Origin of the sequence: Prauserella endophytica (genome assembly GCF_005146945.1) — a bacterium.
In the GTDB taxonomy this organism is placed as follows: domain Bacteria; phylum Actinomycetota; class Actinomycetes; order Mycobacteriales; family Pseudonocardiaceae; genus Prauserella_A; species Prauserella_A endophytica.
The window spans coordinates 22,643-40,954 of sequence record NZ_SWMS01000003.1; the positions used below are offsets into that span (position 1 = coordinate 22,643).

The 18,312-nt window shown below is 73.7% G+C and carries 18 protein-coding genes; 9 read left to right on the plus strand and 9 right to left on the minus strand.

Translation table 11 applies throughout. The features are described 5' to 3' along the window. Positions 1-15: 15 nt before the first annotated feature. Both FCN18_RS07190 and FCN18_RS07195 read right to left on the minus strand, forming a co-directional pair. Positions 16-801: an SRPBCC family protein gene (locus tag FCN18_RS07190; protein WP_113641471.1), complete on the minus strand. Its 786-nt coding sequence runs from the start codon at positions 799-801 to the stop codon at positions 16-18. Continuing rightward, complete coding sequence (locus FCN18_RS07195; protein ID WP_112269174.1) at positions 798-1,391, minus strand: ArsR/SmtB family transcription factor; 594 nt, start codon at positions 1,389-1,391, stop codon at positions 798-800. The genes FCN18_RS07190 and FCN18_RS07195 overlap by 4 nt, the downstream gene beginning before the upstream one ends. Positions 1,392-1,444: 53 nt before the next feature. Between FCN18_RS07195 and FCN18_RS07200 the strand changes: the two genes are divergently transcribed. Both FCN18_RS07200 and FCN18_RS07205 read left to right on the plus strand, forming a co-directional pair. Next, the gene (locus tag FCN18_RS07200) at positions 1,445-2,041 is read left to right on the plus strand and encodes a TetR/AcrR family transcriptional regulator (RefSeq protein WP_113641472.1); all 597 of its coding nucleotides are present in this window, start codon (positions 1,445-1,447) and stop codon (positions 2,039-2,041) included. A 75-nt stretch (positions 2,042-2,116) separates the two neighbouring features. Further along, on the plus strand, positions 2,117-3,592 hold the full coding sequence (locus tag FCN18_RS07205; RefSeq protein WP_137094025.1) for a flavin-containing monooxygenase: 1,476 nt from the start codon (positions 2,117-2,119) through the stop codon (positions 3,590-3,592). 4 nt (positions 3,593-3,596) lie between these two features. On the opposite strand, the gene FCN18_RS07210 is transcribed toward FCN18_RS07205, so the two are convergent. After that, the gene (locus tag FCN18_RS07210; protein WP_137094027.1) at positions 3,597-4,472 is read right to left on the minus strand and encodes an MIP/aquaporin family protein; all 876 of its coding nucleotides are present in this window, start codon (positions 4,470-4,472) and stop codon (positions 3,597-3,599) included. 131 nt (positions 4,473-4,603) lie between these two features. Between FCN18_RS07210 and FCN18_RS07215 the strand changes: the two genes are divergently transcribed. From FCN18_RS07215 to FCN18_RS07240, 6 genes are read left to right on the plus strand one after another with little or no spacing between them, the layout of a single operon-like run. Next, positions 4,604-5,035 (plus strand): diol dehydratase small subunit, encoded by a 432-nt coding sequence (locus FCN18_RS07215; protein ID WP_228713720.1) that lies wholly within the window; start codon positions 4,604-4,606, stop codon positions 5,033-5,035. 14 nt (positions 5,036-5,049) lie between these two features. Further along, positions 5,050-6,741, plus strand: a complete 1,692-nt coding sequence (locus FCN18_RS07220; protein WP_112269182.1) for a propanediol/glycerol family dehydratase large subunit — start codon at positions 5,050-5,052, stop codon at positions 6,739-6,741. An 11-nt stretch (positions 6,742-6,752) separates the two neighbouring features. Continuing rightward, positions 6,753-7,343, plus strand: a complete 591-nt coding sequence (locus tag FCN18_RS07225; RefSeq protein ID WP_112269184.1) for a propanediol/glycerol family dehydratase medium subunit — start codon at positions 6,753-6,755, stop codon at positions 7,341-7,343. A 5-nt stretch (positions 7,344-7,348) separates the two neighbouring features. Next, positions 7,349-9,193 (plus strand): diol dehydratase reactivase subunit alpha, encoded by a 1,845-nt coding sequence (locus tag FCN18_RS07230; RefSeq protein ID WP_137094030.1) that lies wholly within the window; start codon positions 7,349-7,351, stop codon positions 9,191-9,193. A 5-nt stretch (positions 9,194-9,198) separates the two neighbouring features. Further along, complete coding sequence (locus tag FCN18_RS07235) at positions 9,199-9,552, plus strand: glycerol dehydratase reactivase beta/small subunit family protein (RefSeq protein ID WP_228713722.1); 354 nt, start codon at positions 9,199-9,201, stop codon at positions 9,550-9,552. 14 nt (positions 9,553-9,566) lie between these two features. Beyond that, positions 9,567-9,989: a GlcG/HbpS family heme-binding protein gene (locus tag FCN18_RS07240; RefSeq protein ID WP_137094033.1), complete on the plus strand. Its 423-nt coding sequence runs from the start codon at positions 9,567-9,569 to the stop codon at positions 9,987-9,989. 3 nt (positions 9,990-9,992) lie between these two features. On the opposite strand, the gene FCN18_RS07245 is transcribed toward FCN18_RS07240, so the two are convergent. After that, positions 9,993-10,745 carry a helix-turn-helix domain-containing protein gene (locus FCN18_RS07245; RefSeq protein ID WP_112269190.1) on the minus strand — a complete coding sequence of 251 codons (753 nt, stop codon included), beginning with the start codon at positions 10,743-10,745 and terminating at the stop codon, positions 9,993-9,995. Positions 10,746-10,782: 37 nt separating this feature from the next. Between FCN18_RS07245 and FCN18_RS07250 the strand changes: the two genes are divergently transcribed. After that, complete coding sequence (locus tag FCN18_RS07250; RefSeq protein WP_137094036.1) at positions 10,783-11,148, plus strand: DUF4345 family protein; 366 nt, start codon at positions 10,783-10,785, stop codon at positions 11,146-11,148. Positions 11,149-11,153: 5 nt separating this feature from the next. Here the strand turns inward: FCN18_RS07250 and FCN18_RS07255 are convergent, their stop codons facing one another. The 5 genes from FCN18_RS07255 to FCN18_RS07275 are packed head-to-tail and all read right to left on the minus strand — an operon-like array spanning position 11,154 to position 18,301. Next, positions 11,154-12,311, minus strand: coding sequence for a VWA domain-containing protein (locus FCN18_RS07255; RefSeq protein WP_137094038.1), 1,158 nt, complete (start codon positions 12,309-12,311; stop codon positions 11,154-11,156). Next, complete coding sequence (locus tag FCN18_RS07260) at positions 12,308-14,503, minus strand: DUF5682 family protein (protein WP_228713724.1); 2,196 nt, start codon at positions 14,501-14,503, stop codon at positions 12,308-12,310. Before FCN18_RS07260 ends, FCN18_RS07255 begins: the two co-directional genes overlap by 4 nt. Then, positions 14,500-15,588, minus strand: coding sequence for an ATP-binding protein (locus FCN18_RS07265; RefSeq protein ID WP_112269196.1), 1,089 nt, complete (start codon positions 15,586-15,588; stop codon positions 14,500-14,502). Before FCN18_RS07265 ends, FCN18_RS07260 begins: the two co-directional genes overlap by 4 nt. Then, positions 15,585-16,994, minus strand: coding sequence for a DUF5691 domain-containing protein (locus FCN18_RS07270; protein ID WP_137094040.1), 1,410 nt, complete (start codon positions 16,992-16,994; stop codon positions 15,585-15,587). The genes FCN18_RS07265 and FCN18_RS07270 overlap by 4 nt, the downstream gene beginning before the upstream one ends. Beyond that, positions 16,991-18,301 (minus strand): SWIM zinc finger family protein, encoded by a 1,311-nt coding sequence (locus FCN18_RS07275; RefSeq protein ID WP_228713725.1) that lies wholly within the window; start codon positions 18,299-18,301, stop codon positions 16,991-16,993. The genes FCN18_RS07270 and FCN18_RS07275 overlap by 4 nt, the downstream gene beginning before the upstream one ends. Between the last annotated feature and the right edge of the window lie 11 nt (positions 18,302-18,312).

Sequence of the window (18,312 nt, forward strand, 5' to 3'; positions counted from 1 at the left end):
TGCCGGTTGCGACGGTCAGCGGAACGTGAGCCAGTCCCGCCAGCGGGGCAGTTCACGCCGGGCGACGGAGTCGGCGCCGGGGCCGTAGACCCGGCCGGTGACGTTCACCGAGAGCCGCACGCCGTCCATGGGGAAGCTGGAGATCGCGAACAGCGCCGGGGCCGGTGCCGTGCCGCGCAGCAGCAGGAAGTAGGGGCCGAGGTGCTCGACCGTGCCCGTGAGCGCCGGGGCGCCCTCGGGGGTGCGGAACTCGTCGCCCTCGGCGAGGCCGGTGAGGCCGAGCGAGTCCTTGAGCTCCGTGGTGACCTCCACGCGTGCCGTGCTCGGCGCGCCGGCCGGCACGCTGAGGTCGAGGCGAGCGGAGGGCAGGCCCGCGAAGTGGGTCACGTAGGCGCGCAGCAGCCGCAGAGACATCAGCCAGCCGGCACCGGCCTCCTCGGCGAGGTGGTCCCATCCTTCGCCGTCGGCGTGGATGCCACTGACGACGCGCACCACGCACGTGCCCCGCTCGCGTGCCTCGACGAGGAACTCGGTGGCGATCGTGGGCGAGGGGGCCTGGCCGCGCTCCTCGTAGGCGAGCCGGTGCGGCGGCTCCCACGCGGTGACCACGGCTGAGGCATCGGGCGCGAACGGTCCCCGGTGCAGCCGTACCGTCCCGCCCTCGCCGGGTTCGATGTCGGCGGGGAAGAACCAGGCCGCGACGCCCGACTCCGTGGCGATCGCCCGCCACACCTCTGCCGGGTCGGCGGCGATCTCCACTTCGGACTCGCTGACGTGTGCGTCGCGCTCGTCGGCGGTCATGCCGGTTCCTCGGGTGCGGCGACGGGCCGTGGATGCAGGGCGAGCATGAGCCGCTGCCACCGGCCGTCGGGCGCCTGCTCGTCGTGGTATTTCTGGGCGAGCCGGGTGATGGCCGTGGTGAGCTCGTCGGCGAAGGCCGCGCGGTCGGCGGGGGTCGCAAACCGGATCTCGGTGTCCAGCCCGTACACCGGCAGCCGTTTGTTCTGCCCCGAGGCCCGGCGGGCCAGCGTGCCCACGTCCCGGACGACCCGGGCGGCGAGCGAGATGAGGTAGGCGGCCGAGAGCCGGTTGTCCTCCCGCGCCGGGTCGCGCCTGCCGAGCGGCTCGGGCGCCACGATGTAGCCCGCGGCCGTGGCCACCAGCAGCCGTTCGGTGAGCCCGCCCCACGTCCGCGTGCCGGCCACCTCCACCAGGCCGTGTGTCTCCAGCTGGCGGAGGTGGTAGTTGACCTTCTGGCGCGTCAGCCCCACGCGTGTCGCGAGGGTCGCGGCGGAGGCAGGCTCGTGCAGCTCGGCGAGCAGCCGGGCGCGCACGGGATCCAGTGCCACCACGGCGGCGGCCGGGTCGGCGATCACCTCGATGTCCTGCACAGCCCAAGGGAACCTCTTGACAAACGAATTTGTCAAGGGGTTACGATCGCCCGATGGAGACGGCTGAGCTGGGACTACGGGAACGGAAGAAGGTGGCCACCCGGCGGGCGCTGCACGAGGCCGCCGTGCGGCTGGCGATGGAGGAGGGCCTCGACAAGCTCACCGTCGAGGCGATCGCCGACGCCGCCACCGTCTCGCGCCGCACCTTCTCCAACTACTTCGCCTCCAAGGAGGACGCGCTGCTCTACGGCGACCGCGAACGGGTGGCCGCGCTGCTCCGCGCGGTGCGGGCCCGGCCGAGATCCGAGCCGCCGTGGACGGCGCTCACCGCCGCCACGCGCGAGCGTCTCGCCGAGCCCGGCGGCTTCGGCCCGGAGTGGGTGGCGAGGGCCCGGTTCATCCGCTCGCACGACTCGCTGCTGGCCCAGCAGATCGCCGTGTTCGCCTCGTTCGAACGCGACCTCGTCGCCGAGCTCCTGAGCCGAATGCCGCCCGGCGAACGCCCCGGCACGCGGGCCCGGCTCATGGCCGCCTGCTACCTGGCCTCGCTGCGTGTGGCGATGGAGTCCTGGCTGGACCGGCCCGAGGGTTCGTCGGCCGCCGAGGTGGCCGGCGAGGTGCTCGGCCAGGCGGGTGCCGGCTTCGCGTGAGGGCGCATCCGGCCGCCTGCGGCTGGTAGCGTCGTCGCAAGGTGTTGTCACGCCGCCAAGGACGGGGGGAAGGCCATGCCGGTCGAACACGTCGACGTGCTCATCGTCGGTGCCGGGCTCTCCGGGGTGGGGGCCGCCTGCCAGGTGAAGCAGAAGTGCCCTGGAACGACGTTCGCCGTGCTGGAGGCCAGGGACGCCATCGGCGGCACGTGGGATCTCTTCCGCTATCCCGGCATCCGGTCCGATTCGGACATGTTCACGCTCGGCTACCGCTTCCGGCCGTGGACGCAGGCCAAGGCCATCGCCGACGGCCCTTCGATCCGCGCCTACATCCGCGAGACCGCGGCGGAGCATCGCATCGGCGAGCACATCCGGTTCGGACATCGCGTCGTCAGCGCCGCCTGGGACAGCGACCGGGCACGGTGGACGGTCGAGGCCGAGCGCACCGGCACCGGCGAGACCGTGCGGCTGACGTGCGGGTTCCTGTTCACCTGCTCCGGTTACTACCGCTACGACGAGGGGTACACACCGGACTTCCCCGGCCGGGACGCCTTCGCCGGCCCGGTCGTGCACCCCCAGCACTGGCCCGAGGACCTCGACTACGCGGGCAAGCGCGTGGTGGTGATCGGCAGCGGCGCCACGGCGGTGACGCTCGTGCCCGCCATGGCGGGCGAGGCCGCGCACGTGACCATGCTCCAGCGCTCGCCGAGCTACGTGCTCGCCATGCCTGAGCGCGACCCGCTGGCCGAACTCCTGCGGCGCGTGCTCCCGCCCCGGCTGACGTATCCGGTGGTGCGCTGGAAGAACACCTTCGTGATGGCGGCGCTGTTCCAGCTCAGCCGCAGGCGGCCCGGGCTGGTGAAGCGAATCGTGTTCGGTGCGCTGAAGCGCAGCCTGCCGGAGGGCTACGACATCGACCGGCACTTCCGGCCCCGCTACGAGCCGTGGGACCAGCGCATGTGCTTCGTGCCGAACGGTGACCTGTTCAAAGTGCTGCGCGAGGGCAGCGCCTCGGTGGTCACCGACACGATCGAGACCTTCACCGAGCACGGCATCCGGCTCGGATCCGGTGAGGAACTGCCCGCCGACGTGATCGTCACCGCCACCGGGCTCAACCTGCTGCCCGTCGGCGGCATCGCGCTCACGGTGGACGGCGCGCCGGTCGAGCTCGCGGACACCGTGGCGTACAAGGGGATGATGCTCAGCGGGGTGCCGAACTTCGCGCTCACGATCGGCTACACCAACGCGTCCTGGACGCTCAAGGCCGACCTCGTCGCCGGGTACGTGTGCCGGCTGGTCAACCACATGCGGGAGCACGGCTACCAGCAGTGCACGCCGACGGCGCCCGGAGCCGGTGCGCCGCTGGAGCCGCTGATCGACCTCAAGGCCGGGTACGTGCTGCGTGGGGTGGACTCCATGCCGAAGCAGGGGCCCGCCGCGCCGTGGCGGCTGTACCAGAACTACCCGAGAGACGTCCTGCTGCTGCGGCACGGCCCCCTCGACGACGAGGGCATGCGCTTCTCCCGGGCTGCCACGGCCGCGGCGGGCTGAGGGCTCAGCTGACGAACCGCTCCTCGGCGACCTGCCGGGCGTGGAGCACGTCGCCGATGAAGAAGTCGTACAGCAGCGCGCCGAGCACGGCACCGATCAGCGGCCCGACGATCGGCACCCACAGGTAGCCGTTCATCGCCGTGTCGCCCCAGCCCGCGAGGAACGTGAACAGCCTCGGCCCGAAGTCGCGGGCCGGATTGATCGCGTAACCCGCGTTCGCGCCGAAGGAGAGGCCGATGGCGGCCACCGTGAACCCGATCAGCAGCGGGCCCATCTTCGGCGACACCGCCTTGTTGCGCGCGTCGATCAGGGCGAGCACCACCACCAGCAGCACGCCGGTGCCGACCACCTGGTCGAGCAGCGGCCCGAACCAGCCGGAGAAGTAGGGGGCCGGGGCGGTCGCGAAGATCGAGAACGTCGCCTCCGCTTCGCCCCGAGGGGTCCCCGCCGCTGCCTCGAACGCGCGGATGGCCGGGTGGTAGACGGCGTACACCAGCGCGGCGCCCGCGAACGCGCCCACGACCTGCGCGGCGCAGTAGGACGGTACCTTGCGCCATGGGAACCGGCGGCGCACCGCCATCGCGAGCGTCACCGCCGGGTTCAGGTGAGCACCGCTCACGCCGCCGGCCACATACACCGCGAACGCGACGGCGAACGCCCAGCCCCACACGATGAGCAGCCAGTCGCCCGTGCCCTGGAAGAACGTGGTCGCATCGGCGGTCCGCCCGGAACCGGGAAGGCCCACCACGGCCATCGCGACGCTGCCGGTGCCGAGCGCGATGAGCAGGAACGTTCCGAAGAACTCGGCGAGCAGGTCGCCGTAGCCGCCGGTGAGGCGGTTCAGCCTGCGCGCGTCGCGCAGGGGCACCACATCGGTCACTGGTCCTCCTCGACAACAGGTGACGGGTGTGGAACAGACGATGAGCGCGCCGGGGTTGCACCGACGTTGCCACCGAGGAGTCGGGCCCAGTGCAACGTCCGTGCAACGTGACGCCGCTTACGGTGCCCGGCGTGACTACTCCGAGCCAGGTGGACCTCGACCCGGGCCGGGACTACCCGCTCGCGGCGCGGCGCCCCGAACTGCTGAAGACCCCGACCGGCAAGCGGATCGACGAGCTCACCATGGAGGCCGTGCTGGCCGGCGAGGTGGCTCCCGAGGACCTGCGGATCGCCCCGGAGACCCTGCGGCTGCAGGCCCGGATCGCCGAGCAGTCGGGCCGCCCGCAGCTCGCGCAGAACTTCCGCCGCGCGGCGGAACTGACCGCGCTGCCCGACGAACTGGTGCTCTCGATCTACAACTCGCTGCGGCCGAGGGCGTCCACCAAGCAGCAGCTGACCGACATCGCCGACGAGCTGGAGTCGGCGTACTCGGCGACGCTGTGCGCCGCGCTGGTCCGCGAGGCCGCCGACGTCTACGAGCGCCGGAATATCCTGGCGAGCTGAAAGGGCCCGACACCATGACAACGAGCGCACGGCGATCGAAGCGGACCGAGGCCCTCGAACAGCGGCCGGTCAACCTCGACGGGTTCGTGGAGGAGTGGCCCGAGGTCGGCATGGTCGCGATGGACAGCCCCTACGACCCGGAGCCGGGCGTCCGGGTGGAGAACGGCGTGATCGTCGAGCTGGACGGCAAGCCGAGGGCCGAGTTCGACTTCCTGGACCAGTTCATCGCCGACCACGCGATCGACGTCGAGGCCACCGAGCAGGCGATGGCGATCCCGGCGGTGGATATCGCGCACCTGCTCATCGACCCCCGCGCCACCCGGAAGGACGTGCTCGCGGTGTCGCGAGGGCTCACCCCGGCCAAGCTGCTCGAGGTCGTCAAGACCATGAACGTGGTCGAGATGATGATGGCGCTGCAGAAGATGCGCGCGCGGCGGACCCCGGCCAACCAGGCGCACGCGACCAGCGCGCGGGACAATCCGGTGCAGGTCGCGGCCGACGCCGCGGAGGCGTCGCTGCGCGGGTTCCGCGAGCTGGAGACCACGCTCGGCGTCGTGCGGTACGCGCCGCTGGTGGCGATCGCGCTGCAGGTCGGCGCGCAGGCGGGCACGCCGGGCGTGCTGACCCAGTGCGCACTGGAGGAGGCCACCGAGCTGGAGCTGGGCATGCGCGGCATCACCGCGTACGCCGAGACGATCTCGGTGTACGGCACCGAGCCGGTGTTCTGCGACGGCGACGACACCCCGTGGTCCAAGGCGTTCCTCGCCTCGGCATACGCCTCGCGCGGCATCAAGATGCGGTTCACCTCGGGCACCGGCTCCGAGGTGCAGATGGGCAACGCCGAGGGCAAGTCCATGCTGTACCTGGAGATCCGCTGCATCCTGGTGACCAAGGGCGCCGGGGTGCAGGGCCTGCAGAACGGGTCGATCAGCTGCATCGGCGTGCCCGGCGCGGTACCCGCGGGGATCCGCGCGGTGCTCGCGGAGAACCTCATCGCCAGCATGGTCGACCTGGAGTGCGCGTCCGGCAACGACCAGTCGTTCTCGCACTCCGACATGCGCCGGGTCGCCCGGCTGCTGCCGCAGCTGCTGCCGGGAACCGACTTCGTCTGCTCGGGCTACTCCTCGACGCCCAACTACGACAACATGTTCGCCGGATCCAATGTGGACGCCGAGGACTACGACGACTGGAACGTCCTCCAGCGTGATCTCCAGGTCGACGGCGGGCTGCGGCACGTCCCCGAGGCGGAGCTCCTCGCCGTGCGCAACCGGGCAGCCCGCGCGCTGCAGGGCGTGTTCGCCCACCTGGGCCTGCCGCCGATCACCGACAAGGAGATCGAGGCGGTGACCTACGCGCACGGCAGCAAGGACCTCCCGCCGAGGGACGTGCTGGAGGACCTCAAGGCGGCCCAGTCGGTGATGGACCGCGGTGTCACCGGGCTCGACATCGTCAAGGGCCTCGACGCGGCCGGGTTCACCGACATGGCCCACAGCCTGCTGGCCGTGCTGCGCCAGCGCGTGTCGGGCGACCTGCTGCACACCTCCGCGATCCTGACGCCCGAGCTGGAGACGCTCTCGGCGGTCAACGACACCAACGACTACGCCGGGCCCGGCACCGGCTACCGGCCGAGCGGCGCGCGGTGGGAAGAGATGAAGCGGCTGCGGCACGTGGTCAGTGCCCAGAACCCCGAGCAGGAAGTCGGCTGAGGAGGAGCGACATGGCGGACACCGGCGTGAGCACACGGCGGACGCTCCGGCTCGACGAGCGGGGCACGGCGGGACCGGGCGGCAGGAGCGACGAGGTGGTGATCGGCCTCTCGCCCGCGTTCGGCGACTTCTTCACCAAGACCATCGTGGACATCCCGCACGCCGAGGTGCTGCGCGAGCTGCTCGCCGGCATCGAGGAGCAGGGCGTGCACGCGCGCGTGATCCGGTTTCGCGGCGGTTCCGACCTCGCGGTGATCGCGCACGCTGCGGCGAAGCTGTCCGGCTCGGGCATCGCGGTGGGCGTGCTCTCCCGCGGCACGACGATGATCCACCAGAAGGACCTGGTGCGGCTTTCCAACCTGGAGTTGTTCCCGCAGGCGCCGCTGATGGACCTGGACGCCTTCCGCAAGGTCGGCCGCAACGCCGCCCGCTACGCCAAGGGCGAGTCGCCGGAGCCGGTGCCCGCCCGCAACGACTTCATGGCGCGCCCGCGCTGGCAGGCCAAGGCGGCGCTGCTGCACATCAAGGAGACCGAGTTCGTCGTGCCGGGCGCGGACCCGGTGGAGCTGGACGTGCGGTTCCAGCTGGCCGACGCGGGCTGACCGGCATGGCGCTGGTGGCAGGCGTCGACATCGGCAACTCGACCACGGAGGCCTGTGTCGCCGAGGTCGGGCCGGACGGGGCCGTGGAGTACCTGTCCGGCGCGCTCGCCCCGACCTCGGGCGTCAAGGGCACGGCCGACAACGTCGAGGGCGTGGTCGCCGTGGTGCGCCGGGCGCTCGAACGGGCCCGGCGAGGCAGGCACGAGCTCGACGCGGTACTCGTCAACGAGGCGACGCCGGTGATCAGCGGGCTCGCGATGGAGACGATCACCGAGACCATCGTCACCGAGTCCACCATGATCGGCCACAACCCGGACACGCCGGGCGGGGCCGGCCTCGGCGTCGGCACCACGGTGGCGTTCGGCGCGCTCGCCGAGTGCGAGCCGGGGGAGCCGGTGATCTGCGTGGTGGGCGAGGGCATCGACTTCGAGGACGCCGCGGACGGCATCAACGCCGCCGTGGAGCGCGGGGTCGAGGTGACGGGTGCGATCGTGCACGCCGACGACGCCACGCTCATCGCCAACCGGCTGCGCGAGCCGGTGCCGGTGGTCGACGAGGTGACGCTCGTGGAGAAGGTCCCCCTCGGGATGCCCGCCGCGGTGGAGGTCGCCGAGCCGGGCCGCACGATCCGCACCCTGTCCAACTCCTACGGCATCGCCACGGTCTTCGACCTCGACGCGGAGCAGACCCGCATGGTCGCTCCGGTGGCGCGGGCCCTGGTCGGCAACCGCTCCGCGGTGGTGGTCCGCACGCCCGAGGGCGACGTCACCGGCCGCCGCATCCCCGCCGGGGCGCTGACCCTCTCCGGCGAGCGTGGGAAGCGGTCCGTGGAGGTCGACGCCGGAGCCGACGAGATCATGGCGACGCTGCGCGGCGTCCGGCCGCTGACCGACGCCTCGGGCGAGCCCGGCAGCCACGTCGGCGGGATGCTCGCCAGGGTCCGCGACACGATGTCGGAGCTGACCGGCACGAGGGCCGACGCGGTGCGCATCCAGGACGTGCTCGCCGTGGACACGTTCGTGCCGCAGCGCGTCACCGGCGCGCTCGCCGGGGAGTTCGCGCTGGAGAACGCGGTGGGGCTGGCCGCGATGGTGCGCACCAGCCGCGGCCCGATGCGCCTGCTGGCCGCGAAACTGCGCGAGGCGCTGGGCGTCGACGTGCTCATCGGCGGCGTCGAGGCCGACATGGCCGTGCTCGGCGCGCTCACCACGCCGGGCACCGGCAAGCCGGTGGCGATCCTCGACCTCGGCGGCGGGTCGACCGACGCCGCGGTGGCCACGGACGACGGGGTAGTGCGCTCGGTGCACCTGGCCGGCGCGGGCGACCTCGTGACCAAGCTGATCGACTCCGAGCTCGGGCTCGACAACCGGGAGCTGGCCGAGGACATCAAGAAGTTCCCGCTCGCCAAGGCGGAGAGCTTCTTCCACGTGCGGATGGAGGACGGCACCGCCCGGTTCTTCACCGACCCGCTGCCCGCCGACACCTTCGCGCGTGTGGTCGTGCTCTCCGACACCGGCATGCGGCCAGTGCCGACCCGGCACAGCCTCGACCGGATCCGGCAGGTCCGCCGCGCCGCCAAGCACAAGGTGTTCGTGGTCAACGCGCTGCGCGCGCTCGAGCAGGTGGCGCCAGGTGGAAACCTGCGCCAGCTCGGCTTCGTCGTGGTGCTCGGTGGGTCCGCGCTCGACTTCGAGATCCCCGACCTGATCGCCGAGGCCGTCGCCGGTTTCGGCATCGTGTGCGGCACCGGCAACGTCCGCGGCAGCGAGGGGCCGCGCAACGCCGTCGCCACCGGGCTGGTGGCCGCGCACGCGCTGACTGCCGAACTCGGCGTCGCGGTGGGAAGCTGATGGCCGTGGACGACCGTAGAGCGGCGAGGACCGTCCGTGAGCCGCCGTCGGTGGTGGTGCGCTGCGCCGGGCACGCGGCGCGGGTGCTGCGCGACCTGCGGGCCGGGCTCGAGGAGGAGGGCGTGCCGGTGCGCGTGGAGCACGGGCCGCCCGGCGACGCCGTCACGCTCGCGTTCGGTGCCGCGCAGGCGTCCTCGCTCGACGTCGGGATCGGCGTCGGAGCCGGGGGAGAGGTGTGCGTGCACCACGCGAAGCGGCCCCCGGACTCGCCCGCGCTGACGGGTACGGCGCACCAGGCCCGCCTGTTCGGGCACAACGCCGCCCGGCTCGTCATCGGGATTCCCGTCAAAACACGTTGAAGGAGGACGACATCGTGGCCCCACGACTCGCACTGGCCGACGCTCAGCAGGTGCTCGACGCGGCACTGGCGAAGGCGGAGGAGATCGGGCAACCCATGAACGTCGCGGTGGTGGACGACGGCGGGCATCTGCTCGCCTTCGGCCGCCAGGACGGCGCGATCCTGGCCAGCGTGGACATCGCGATCCGGAAGGCGCGCACCGCCGCGCTGCTCAAGATGACCACCGCCGACGTCGGCGCGGCGGCCGCGCCGGGAGCGCCGCTCTACGGCATCGAGGTGACCAACGGCGGCCTGGTGATCTTCGGCGGCGGCATCCCGCTCGTGCGCGGGCGTGACGTCGTCGGCGCGATCGGCGTCAGCGCGGGCAGCGTCGAGCAGGACACGACGGTCGCCGAGGCGGGCGCGGAGGCGCTGCCGAAACGCGCCGGCCGCCGCTGACGCTCACCCAGGGCGGATCTCCACCCCCGTGCCGAGCAGGGTGGACGGTGCGAGCCCGAACATCGCCCGGAAGCTGTCGCTGAAATGGGACGGGCTGGCGAAGCCGGCGCCCGCCGAGGCCGCCGTGAGGTCGTGGCCCTCGGCGATCAGCGTGCCCGCCAGCAGCATCCGGGCCCAGAGCCGGTAACGGCGCACGCTGGTCCCCGTGCAGGCGCGGAACAGGTGCAGGAACCGGGACACCGACAGCCCGGCCGCGGCGGCCAGCTCCGCCGCCGACGACGCCGGGTGCTCACGCAGCCGCGTCGTGGCGACGGCGATCCGCTCGTCCGGCATCGGCTCCGGCCGTGGACAGGCGAGGTCGAGCCAGCGCTCCGCGGCGGCGTCGTCGGGGCCCGAGGCGAGCGCTGCCTCGTCGGCGTGGTGGTGGGCGAGGTCGCCGTCCCGGTGCCGCATCCGCGCGCGGCACGCCCGTTCCCGAGCCGACGCGGGATCGAGATAGCAGAACACCATGCGTTCGCCGTGGGCGACGAGCCGGTGCGGCAGGCGGGGACCGATGAGCGCGCTGCGCACCTCGCGCTCGCCGTGCCGGGCGGTACGGATCGTGAACGGCGCGTCGGCCCCCACCGCGAGGCACGACACCGAGCCGCTGTGCGTGTCCAGCCGCAGCGACGGTCCCGCATAGAGCGCGGTGCCGGGCCACAGCCACAGCCGCGCGCAGCACGTTTCCGGAAGCGCCCGTGCCCGGGTGCGCGTCATCCTGGCCTCCCGTCCCACCGGATGAGCAGGAGCGTACGTGGACACCATCGTGATCGTCGCCGCCGGCGTGTTCTTCTTCGGCATGGGGGTGTACGCGCTCGCGGCCCCCGCCGCACTGGTGCGCCCGTTCGGGCTCACGGTGACGGCTCCGGAGAGCCGCTCGGAGGTCAGGGCCGTCTACGGCGGTTTCGGGCTCGCGATCGCGACGCTGCTCGGCTTGAGCGCGGCCGGGCTCGGCGGCCTGCGGCCCGGTGCGGTGCTGGCCGTGGCCGCCGCGCTCGCCGGCATGGCGCTCGGCCGGGTCGTGTCGCGCGTGGTCGACGCGCCCACCGCGTTCTACCCGGTCTGGTTCTACTGCGTCGTGGAGACGGTCGCGGCGGCCGCGTTGTTCGCGGCGGCGTGAGGCGGTCAGGTCTCGTCGGCGGGCGCGGCGAGCGGGATGTCGTTGGCGCCCGCCCACCCGGCGAGGTCGTCGCGCTGGATCGCTGCCGCGAGCAGGTCCGGGAACTTCCCGGGAGTGCAGGCGAACGTCGGAACGCCCAGCGCGGCCAGCGCGGCGGCGTTGTCGTGGTCGTAGGCGGGCGCGCCGTCGTCGCTGAGCGCGAGCAGGCACACCACCTGCATCTCACTGGCGACCATGGCCTGCGCGCGGCGCAGCATCTCGTCGTTGTCACCGCCCTCGTAGAGGTCGCTGATCAGCACGAAGATGGTGTCCCTCGGGTTGGCGACCCGCGACTGGCAGTAGGCGAGCGCGGCGTTGATGTCGGTGCCGCCGCCCAGCTGCACCCCGAACAGCAGCTCGACCGGGTCCGATACCGCGTCGGTGAGGTCGGCGATCTCCGTGTCGAAGGCGATCACCTGCGTGCGCAGCGAGCGGATCGAGGCGAGCACCGCGCCGAACACGCCCGCGTATACCACCGACGCCGCCATGGAGCCGCTCTGGTCGAGGCACAGCACCACCTCCCGGCTCACCTGGGGGAGCCTGCGGCCGTAGCCGAGGAGCCGCTCGGGCACCACGGTCCGGTGCGCGGGCTGGTAGTGCTTGAGGTTCGCGAGGATCGTGCGGTTCCAGTCGATGTCGCCCGCCCTCGGCCTGCTCGTGCGCCCTGCCCGGTGCAGCGCACCGGTCACGGCCTGGCGCGTGGGCTGCGCGAGCTTGCGCTCCAGCTCGTCGACCACCTGCCGCACCACGGCGCGCGCGGTCTCCCGCGACCGCTCCGGAATGGCCTGGTTGAGGCTCAGCAGGGTGCCCACGAGGTGCACGTCGGGCTGCACCGACTCCAGCAGCTCCGGTTCCAGCAGCAGCTGCCGCAGCCCCAGCCGGTCCATCGCGTCGCGCTGCATCACCTGCACCACCGACGCCGGGAAGTAGCCGCGGATGTCCCCGAGCCAGCGCGCGACCCTCGGCGACGACCCGCCGAGCCCACCGCCGCGTTTCTCCTTGCCGTACAACGCCTCCAGTGTGCCGTCGCGCTTGCGGTCCACACCGGACAGCTCCTCGCCGGTGCCGTCGGCGTCGCCACCGCCGAGGATCAGCCGCCAGCGGCGGAGCCGGTCGTCGCTCATCGGTCGCTCCCCAGCAGGTCGAGGATCTTCGGCACGACACGGGCGGCGCGATCGGTGTCGACGTCGGCGGCGCCGGGCACGGGTGCGGTGCCGCCGCGGCCGAGGCGCGCGACCTGCTCGCCGATCCCGCGCCGCTCGGCGGCCGTGAACGCCGAGAACGTGCGCCGCAGCAATGGCAGCAGGTGGTCGAACACGTCGCCGTCGACGCTCGTCGTCCACCGGTCGACCACCGCGAGCAGCTCCGGTTCGTGGATCAGCAGGGCCGCCTCGCCGGACAGGAACCCGTCGAGCCACGCCGCGGCGCGGACCGCGTCGGCGCCGGGGGACAGGCGAAGCGACAGGCGGCGGCCCGCCTCGTCCACGTCGATCAGCGTGGCGTCCAGCAGCAGGCGCGTGGCCCGGCCCGCCACGAGCCCGTGCACGCCCTCCTGCTCGGCGACCGCCGCGAGCGCCCGGTGCCATTCCGTCCGCAGCTCGTCCTGGTCGAGCAGGGCGATCCCGCGCTGGACGCCGTCAACGAGGTCGCGCAGCGTGGCGGCGGCATCGTCGTCCAGCGCGGCGCACGCGGCCGGCAGGCCGACCGTCACGCGCGTGACGACGCCGGACAGCACCCGTTGCACCAGCTCGGTGTCGGCGCGCCGCACGTTGCCGTAACGGCGGACCCTCGCCATCGGCTCCACCGCCGCCATGAGCCGCGTTGTGTCGTGCTGACGCGCCGCTCGCTCGTCGAGCGCCGCGAGCACGGTCGCCAGCGCGTCTCCCAGGTCGGCGACGAGCGTGGTCTCCACCAGCTCCGCGAGTGCGGCGACGTCGGCGTCGGCCGCACGCTGGGTGACCACCGCCGACGCCGCGGAGACGATCGTGGAGCCGTGCCCGCTGGCCTCGATCAGCGCGACGTCCAGCTCGGGCCGCCAGCGCAGGGTCCACGACTCCCGGAACGTGCCGCGGGTGCGCCCGGTGTCGGCGGGCTCGCCCCACGGCACGTCCAGCAGCAGGAGCCGGTGCAGCAGCTTGCTGCGCTCCAGATGGGACGGCGTGCGCAGGTCCAGGTCGAGCGTCTGCTCGGCCGCGCTCTGCTTGAGCCGCAGGCGTTTCCGCGTCGCGGCGAGGTCGCGGGCCAGCGGCACCATGGGCGTGTCGCCGGGCACGTGGCCGAGGACGTCGCCGACGAGCAGCTCGCGGGCCACGAGCCGCATCGGCACCGGGGAGCCGCCGCTGAGCACCGCCTGCGCCGACTCCATCACCTCGGCCAGCCCCGGCAGCGGCCTGCCGCGCAGCCCGGCGAGGGCGTGCGCGAGCCGCACCGCCTCGATCACCGAGGAGGGCGAGGTGTCGTACTGCTCCCGGCGCAGGAGCCCGGCCACGCGCACGAGCCACCGCCCGACGACCTCGTCGGGCGCGGTGAACAGGTGGTGGTACCAGCCTGGAGAGGTCACGCCCGCGCCGTAGCCGCTGGTCCTCGCGAGCCTGCCCGAGGTCCACGGCACCCACGTCGCCGCGACCTTCACCGAGCGCAGGCCCTTGAGCAGGCGCGTGTCCGACGCCTGCGTGGGGAAGTCGCCGGGCACCAGGACCGGCGCGTGCCAGGCGCCGCACACCACGGCGATCGGGCCCGGCTCGGTGCGCAACGCGGCGCGCAGCACCCGCCGCATCGCGGCCTCCCTGCGCAGGGTCGGGATACCGATCTCCCTGCCCTCGCGCAGGGTGCGCATGGCGTTCAGCACCGCGGCGAACACGTCGAGCCCGTGGTAGCGCAGCTCGATGGCGTCCTCCCACCACCGTTCCGCGTCGTCGTGGCCCGCGGCCTCGGCGAGGGCCGCGAGCGGGTCGAAGCGCGCCTCATCGTCCTCGCTTTCGCCGAGGGCGAAGGCGTTGGCGGCGGGCAGGTCGAGGAAGCGGGCGGGTCTGCCGTGCCCGGCCGCCCAGCGCAGCGCGACCCACTCGGGCGAGAACGCCGCCATCGGGTAGAACGCCGAGGACGCCGGGTCGGCGACGGCGTAGACGAGCCCCGCGACGGGTGGCTCCATCTCCGCCGACGCGGCGAGCGGCGCCACCGAGTCCAGCTCCGGCGGCCCCTCGATGAGCACGAGCGCGGGGGAGAGCTCGTCGAGCGCGGCCCGCACGGCGCGCGCCGAGCCGGGCCCGTGATGCCGGATGCCCAGCACGTGCACCCGGCCGCCTTCGGTGTTCACACCAGCTCGCGGCACGCCCGGTACAGGTCGGACCACGGCTTGCGCTCCCGCACCACCGCCTCCAGGTACTCCTGCCAGACGAGCCGGTCGGCCACCGGGTCCTTCACCACCGCGCCGTGCAGGCCCGCGGCGATGTCGGAGGCACGCACCACACCGTCGCCGAAGTGCGCGGCGAGCGCGATACCGCTCGTCATCACCGAGATCGCCTCGGCGGTGCTGAGCGTGCCCGACGGGGACTTGATCTTCGTGCGGCCGTCGGCGGTGACGCCGTCGCGCAGCTCGCGGAACACCGTGACCACCCTGCGGATCTCGTCCACCGCCTCCAGCTCCGCGGGCAGTCGCAGTGTCTCGCCGAGCTGGCTCACCCGCAGCCGCACGATCTCCACCTCGGAGTCGGCGTCTTCCGGCAGCGGGAGCACGACGACGTTGAACCGCCGCTTGAGCGCGGCCGACAGCTCGTTGACGCCGCGGTCGCGGTCGTTGGCGGTGGCGATCACGTTGAACCCGGCGAGCGCCTGCACCTCGTCGTCCAGTTCCGGGATCGGCAGCGCCTTCTCGCTGAGCACCGTGATCAGCGCGTCCTGCACGTCCGAGGGAATGCGGGTGAGCTCCTCGACACGGGCGATGCCGCCGCTCTCCATCGCGCGCAGCACCGGACTGGCCACCATGGCGCCGCGCGACGGGCCCTCGGCCAGCAGCCGCGCGTAGTTCCAGCCGTAGCGGATCGCCTCCTCCGCCGTGCCGCTGGTGCCCTGCACGAGCTGGGTGGAGTCGCCCGAGATCGCGGCCGCGAGGTGCTCGGACAGCCAGGTCTTCGCCGTGCCGGGAACGCCGAGCAGCAGCAGCGCCCGGTCGGTGGCCAGCGTCGCGATGGCGACCTCGACCAGTCTGCGGGAGCCGAGGTACTTGGGCGTGATCGGTGTGCCGTCGGGCGTCTCGCCGCCGAGCACGTAGGTGGCCACGGCCCACGGGGAGAGCCGCCAGTTGGGCGGGCGCGGCCGCCCGTCGGACCTGGCGAGCGCGGCCAGCTCCTCGGCGTGCTGCACCTCTGCGTGCGCGCGCAGGATGGAGGGCACGTCGGTCATGTGAACTCCTGCTGGATCGTGCGGCGGATGGTCAGCGCGTGGGCGAGGCCGCGCAGCATACGGCGTCGTGCCCGCTTGTCGTGGGAGGTCTCGGCGAGCCAGCCCTCGACCTTCGGCAGCGCGGCCGGGTCGAGCCGCTCGGTGAGCGCGCCGTAGGCCGCGGTCAGCACCCGGTCGGTCCGCACGTCCCGCAGGCGCTCGACCACGTCGGCGGAGAACGAGGCGGGCCACGGGCCGGGGCACGCGGCGAGCAGGCCGGCGTAGCGCGCGTCGACGGTGGGTCGCACGGCCACGATCGGCGTGGCCAGCTCAGGGGGCAGCGCCGCGAGCAGCTCAGGGCTGGGGTTCGCCTCGGCGAGCGCGGCGAGCCACGCGGTGTCGCGCTGCCGCAGGGCCGCCTTGGTCCACCCCGCGACCAGCTCCTCGGGCGCGCCCCGGAGGTCGGGCAGCGGGGGCAGCGGAGCCGAGCCGGCCAGCTGGACGAGCCACGACGCACGCGGGCCGTGGCCAGGCTCGCGCTGGTCGGTGATGCCGTCCCTGCGGGCGGCCGCGTCGAGTTCCGTGGGCAGCTCCACCGTGCCGTCTCCCCGGGTCAGCGTGCGGATCCGCTCGGCCATCCTGGCCGCGCGGCGGGAACGGGGCAGCCGGTCGAGCAGGGCCGCCGCGGCCGCGCGCACGGTCGCCGCGCGATCGTCCAATGCCGACTCCAGGAACTCTTCGTCCGAATCGGACAGTCCCGTGCCGAGCGCGTCGAGCAGCGCGGCCCGCGTGGCGGCCTGCTCGCCGGCCCACGTCCGCTCCACCAGTTCGCGGGCGAACGCGGGATCGGTGCGGCGCAAGGCGGTCAGCAGCGCGAGCCGGTCGGCCTTCGTCGCCGTGGCGAACCGCTCGGCGACATCGGCGCCGACGTCCGTGGCCGTGGCCCATGCCCACCGCCGGTTGCGCTCCGCGAGCCACGCGCCCCTCGGGCCCGCGGCGGCGCGCACGTCGTCACGCAGGCCCTGGTCGAGCGTGGCGAGCTGCAGCAGCGGCACCAGCAGCCGCACGGGCGGGCGTCGCCCCGCGGCCACACACGCGCGCAGCCATTGCCCGGCGAGCATCTCGTTCCCACCGTCCACGCGCACGCCCCGGTCGAGCAGCAGCTCCAGCAGCTGGGCCGCGGTCGCCGAGCACTCCGGCCGCTGGTCGGGCTCCGCGGGCGCGGGCGGCTCGCCCCGCCACGTCGGCGGCAGCCAGCCGGCCTTCCGGTAGGTGGCGAGCACGGCGGCCGACGCCAGCACCCCCGCCTCGGCCGCCTCGACGGCGAGCGAGCCGGGCTCGACCACCCCCGCGAGCACGTCGCCGGGCACCGCCCGCCGTCCCGTGCCGACGAGCGCCGCGCCGAGCAGCGCGTCCCAGTCGCTCACACCGACACCAGCCTGCCGTCGCTGACGACGCTGCACGGGTGAACGTGCTCGTCGATCCACTCGCCGAACAGGTCCACCGGGTGCCCGCCGGACAGCGCGAGCAGCGGCCACACATCCGTGCCCTCCGCGACCGGCAGCGCGTGGCCCTCGCGGTCGACGAGCACCGTGCGCTCGCCGCCGGCGGGGACGACGGTGACGGCGTGCAGCGCCAGCGGGATGCGATCGAGCCACGGGTTCCCGGCCAGCCAGGTCGCGGCGCGGTCGAGCGCGGCGGGCACGCTGTCGGCCACCGGCAGGCCCTCGCCGGTGGTCACCGTCTGCTCCCCGGCGAGCAGGGCGCGCCTCGGCTCGGCGCCGGGGTAGAGGGCCAGCTCGCCGTCGAGCACCGACCCGAGCACGTGGGGCACCCGCAGCGACCCGCCCGCCGCGGCGAAGTCGAGCAGCACCACCGTCTGCCCGGTGCGCTCGCCGTAGAGCCAGGTCCGCTGGGAGAGCAGGCGCTCGTCCTCGTCCTGGCGCAGCCCGAGCACCCACCACCGGTCACGCACACGCTCACCGGCGAGGATCTCCTCGGAGCGGCGGGGCCAGCCGAGCAGCGCGCGCAGGTCGCCCAGCTCGGCAGGGGAGAGCGACGCGCGCCGCCGCCACGCGCGCACCGCGAGGTACCAGCGCCCGAGCTGGGCCAGCAGGTGCGCGGCCCAGTCCGGCCTCGCGTGCACGGCGCCGCCCAGCGCGCGGACTCGCTCCGCGAGGCCCGGCACCTGCGCGTCCACGAGTCGCGCGGCCGCGGTCTCCCAGAAGTCAGGAGGCTGCGTGCGCGCCCCGGCCAGCCCCTGGCGCACCAGGTCGAACAGCCAGCGCTCGAACTCGTCCAGCCCGGCGCTCATCAGGCTCTCGCGCTCCGCCTGCCGTTTCGCCGCGGCCTCGGGGTCACCGGCCGGCTCGGCGCGGCCCGCCATCCGGGCCGCGCGCTCCGCCCGTTCGTGCGCCCAGTCCGCCGCGAACGGAGACGCCTCGTCGAGGTCGGCGACCGTGCCGTCGTTGGCCGCCCACAGCAGCAACAGTGCGAGCCCGTGCTTGCAGGGGAACTTGCGGCTGGGGCACGTGCACCGGAACGCGGGCTCGTGCAGATCCACCGTCACCTGGTACGGCTCGCGGGCGCTGCCCTGGCACTTGCCCCACACCAGCGACTCCGTGCTGCCGAGCGCCGACCACGTGCCCGGCCTCGCGAGTGAGCGGGCAGCGCGCGCCGACGCGCCGTCGGGGGCGAGCCGGAGCACCCGGTCCACCGTCCACCGCGAGCCCACGCCACGTCCTT

What these genes read in the sequence shown, in the direction of transcription:
- FCN18_RS07205 (WP_137094025.1), top strand. Translation starts at nt 2,117, where the DNA reads ATGCCGGTCGAACACGTCGACGTGCTCATCGTCGGTGCCGGGCTCTCC.
- FCN18_RS07265 (WP_112269196.1), bottom strand. Translation starts at nt 15,588, where the DNA reads ATGACCGACGTGCCCTCCATCCTGCGCGCGCACGCAGAGGTGCAGCAC.
- FCN18_RS07190 (WP_113641471.1), bottom strand. Translation starts at nt 801, where the DNA reads ATGACCGCCGACGAGCGCGACGCACACGTCAGCGAGTCCGAAGTGGAG.
- FCN18_RS07255 (WP_137094038.1), bottom strand. Translation starts at nt 12,311, where the DNA reads ATGAGCGACGACCGGCTCCGCCGCTGGCGGCTGATCCTCGGCGGTGGC.
- FCN18_RS07245 (WP_112269190.1), bottom strand. Translation starts at nt 10,745, where the DNA reads ATGACGCGCACCCGGGCACGGGCGCTTCCGGAAACGTGCTGCGCGCGG.
- FCN18_RS07220 (WP_112269182.1), top strand. Translation starts at nt 5,050, where the DNA reads ATGACAACGAGCGCACGGCGATCGAAGCGGACCGAGGCCCTCGAACAG.
- FCN18_RS07200 (WP_113641472.1), top strand. Translation starts at nt 1,445, where the DNA reads ATGGAGACGGCTGAGCTGGGACTACGGGAACGGAAGAAGGTGGCCACC.
- FCN18_RS07230 (WP_137094030.1), top strand. Translation starts at nt 7,349, where the DNA reads ATGGCGCTGGTGGCAGGCGTCGACATCGGCAACTCGACCACGGAGGCC.
- FCN18_RS07225 (WP_112269184.1), top strand. Translation starts at nt 6,753, where the DNA reads ATGGCGGACACCGGCGTGAGCACACGGCGGACGCTCCGGCTCGACGAG.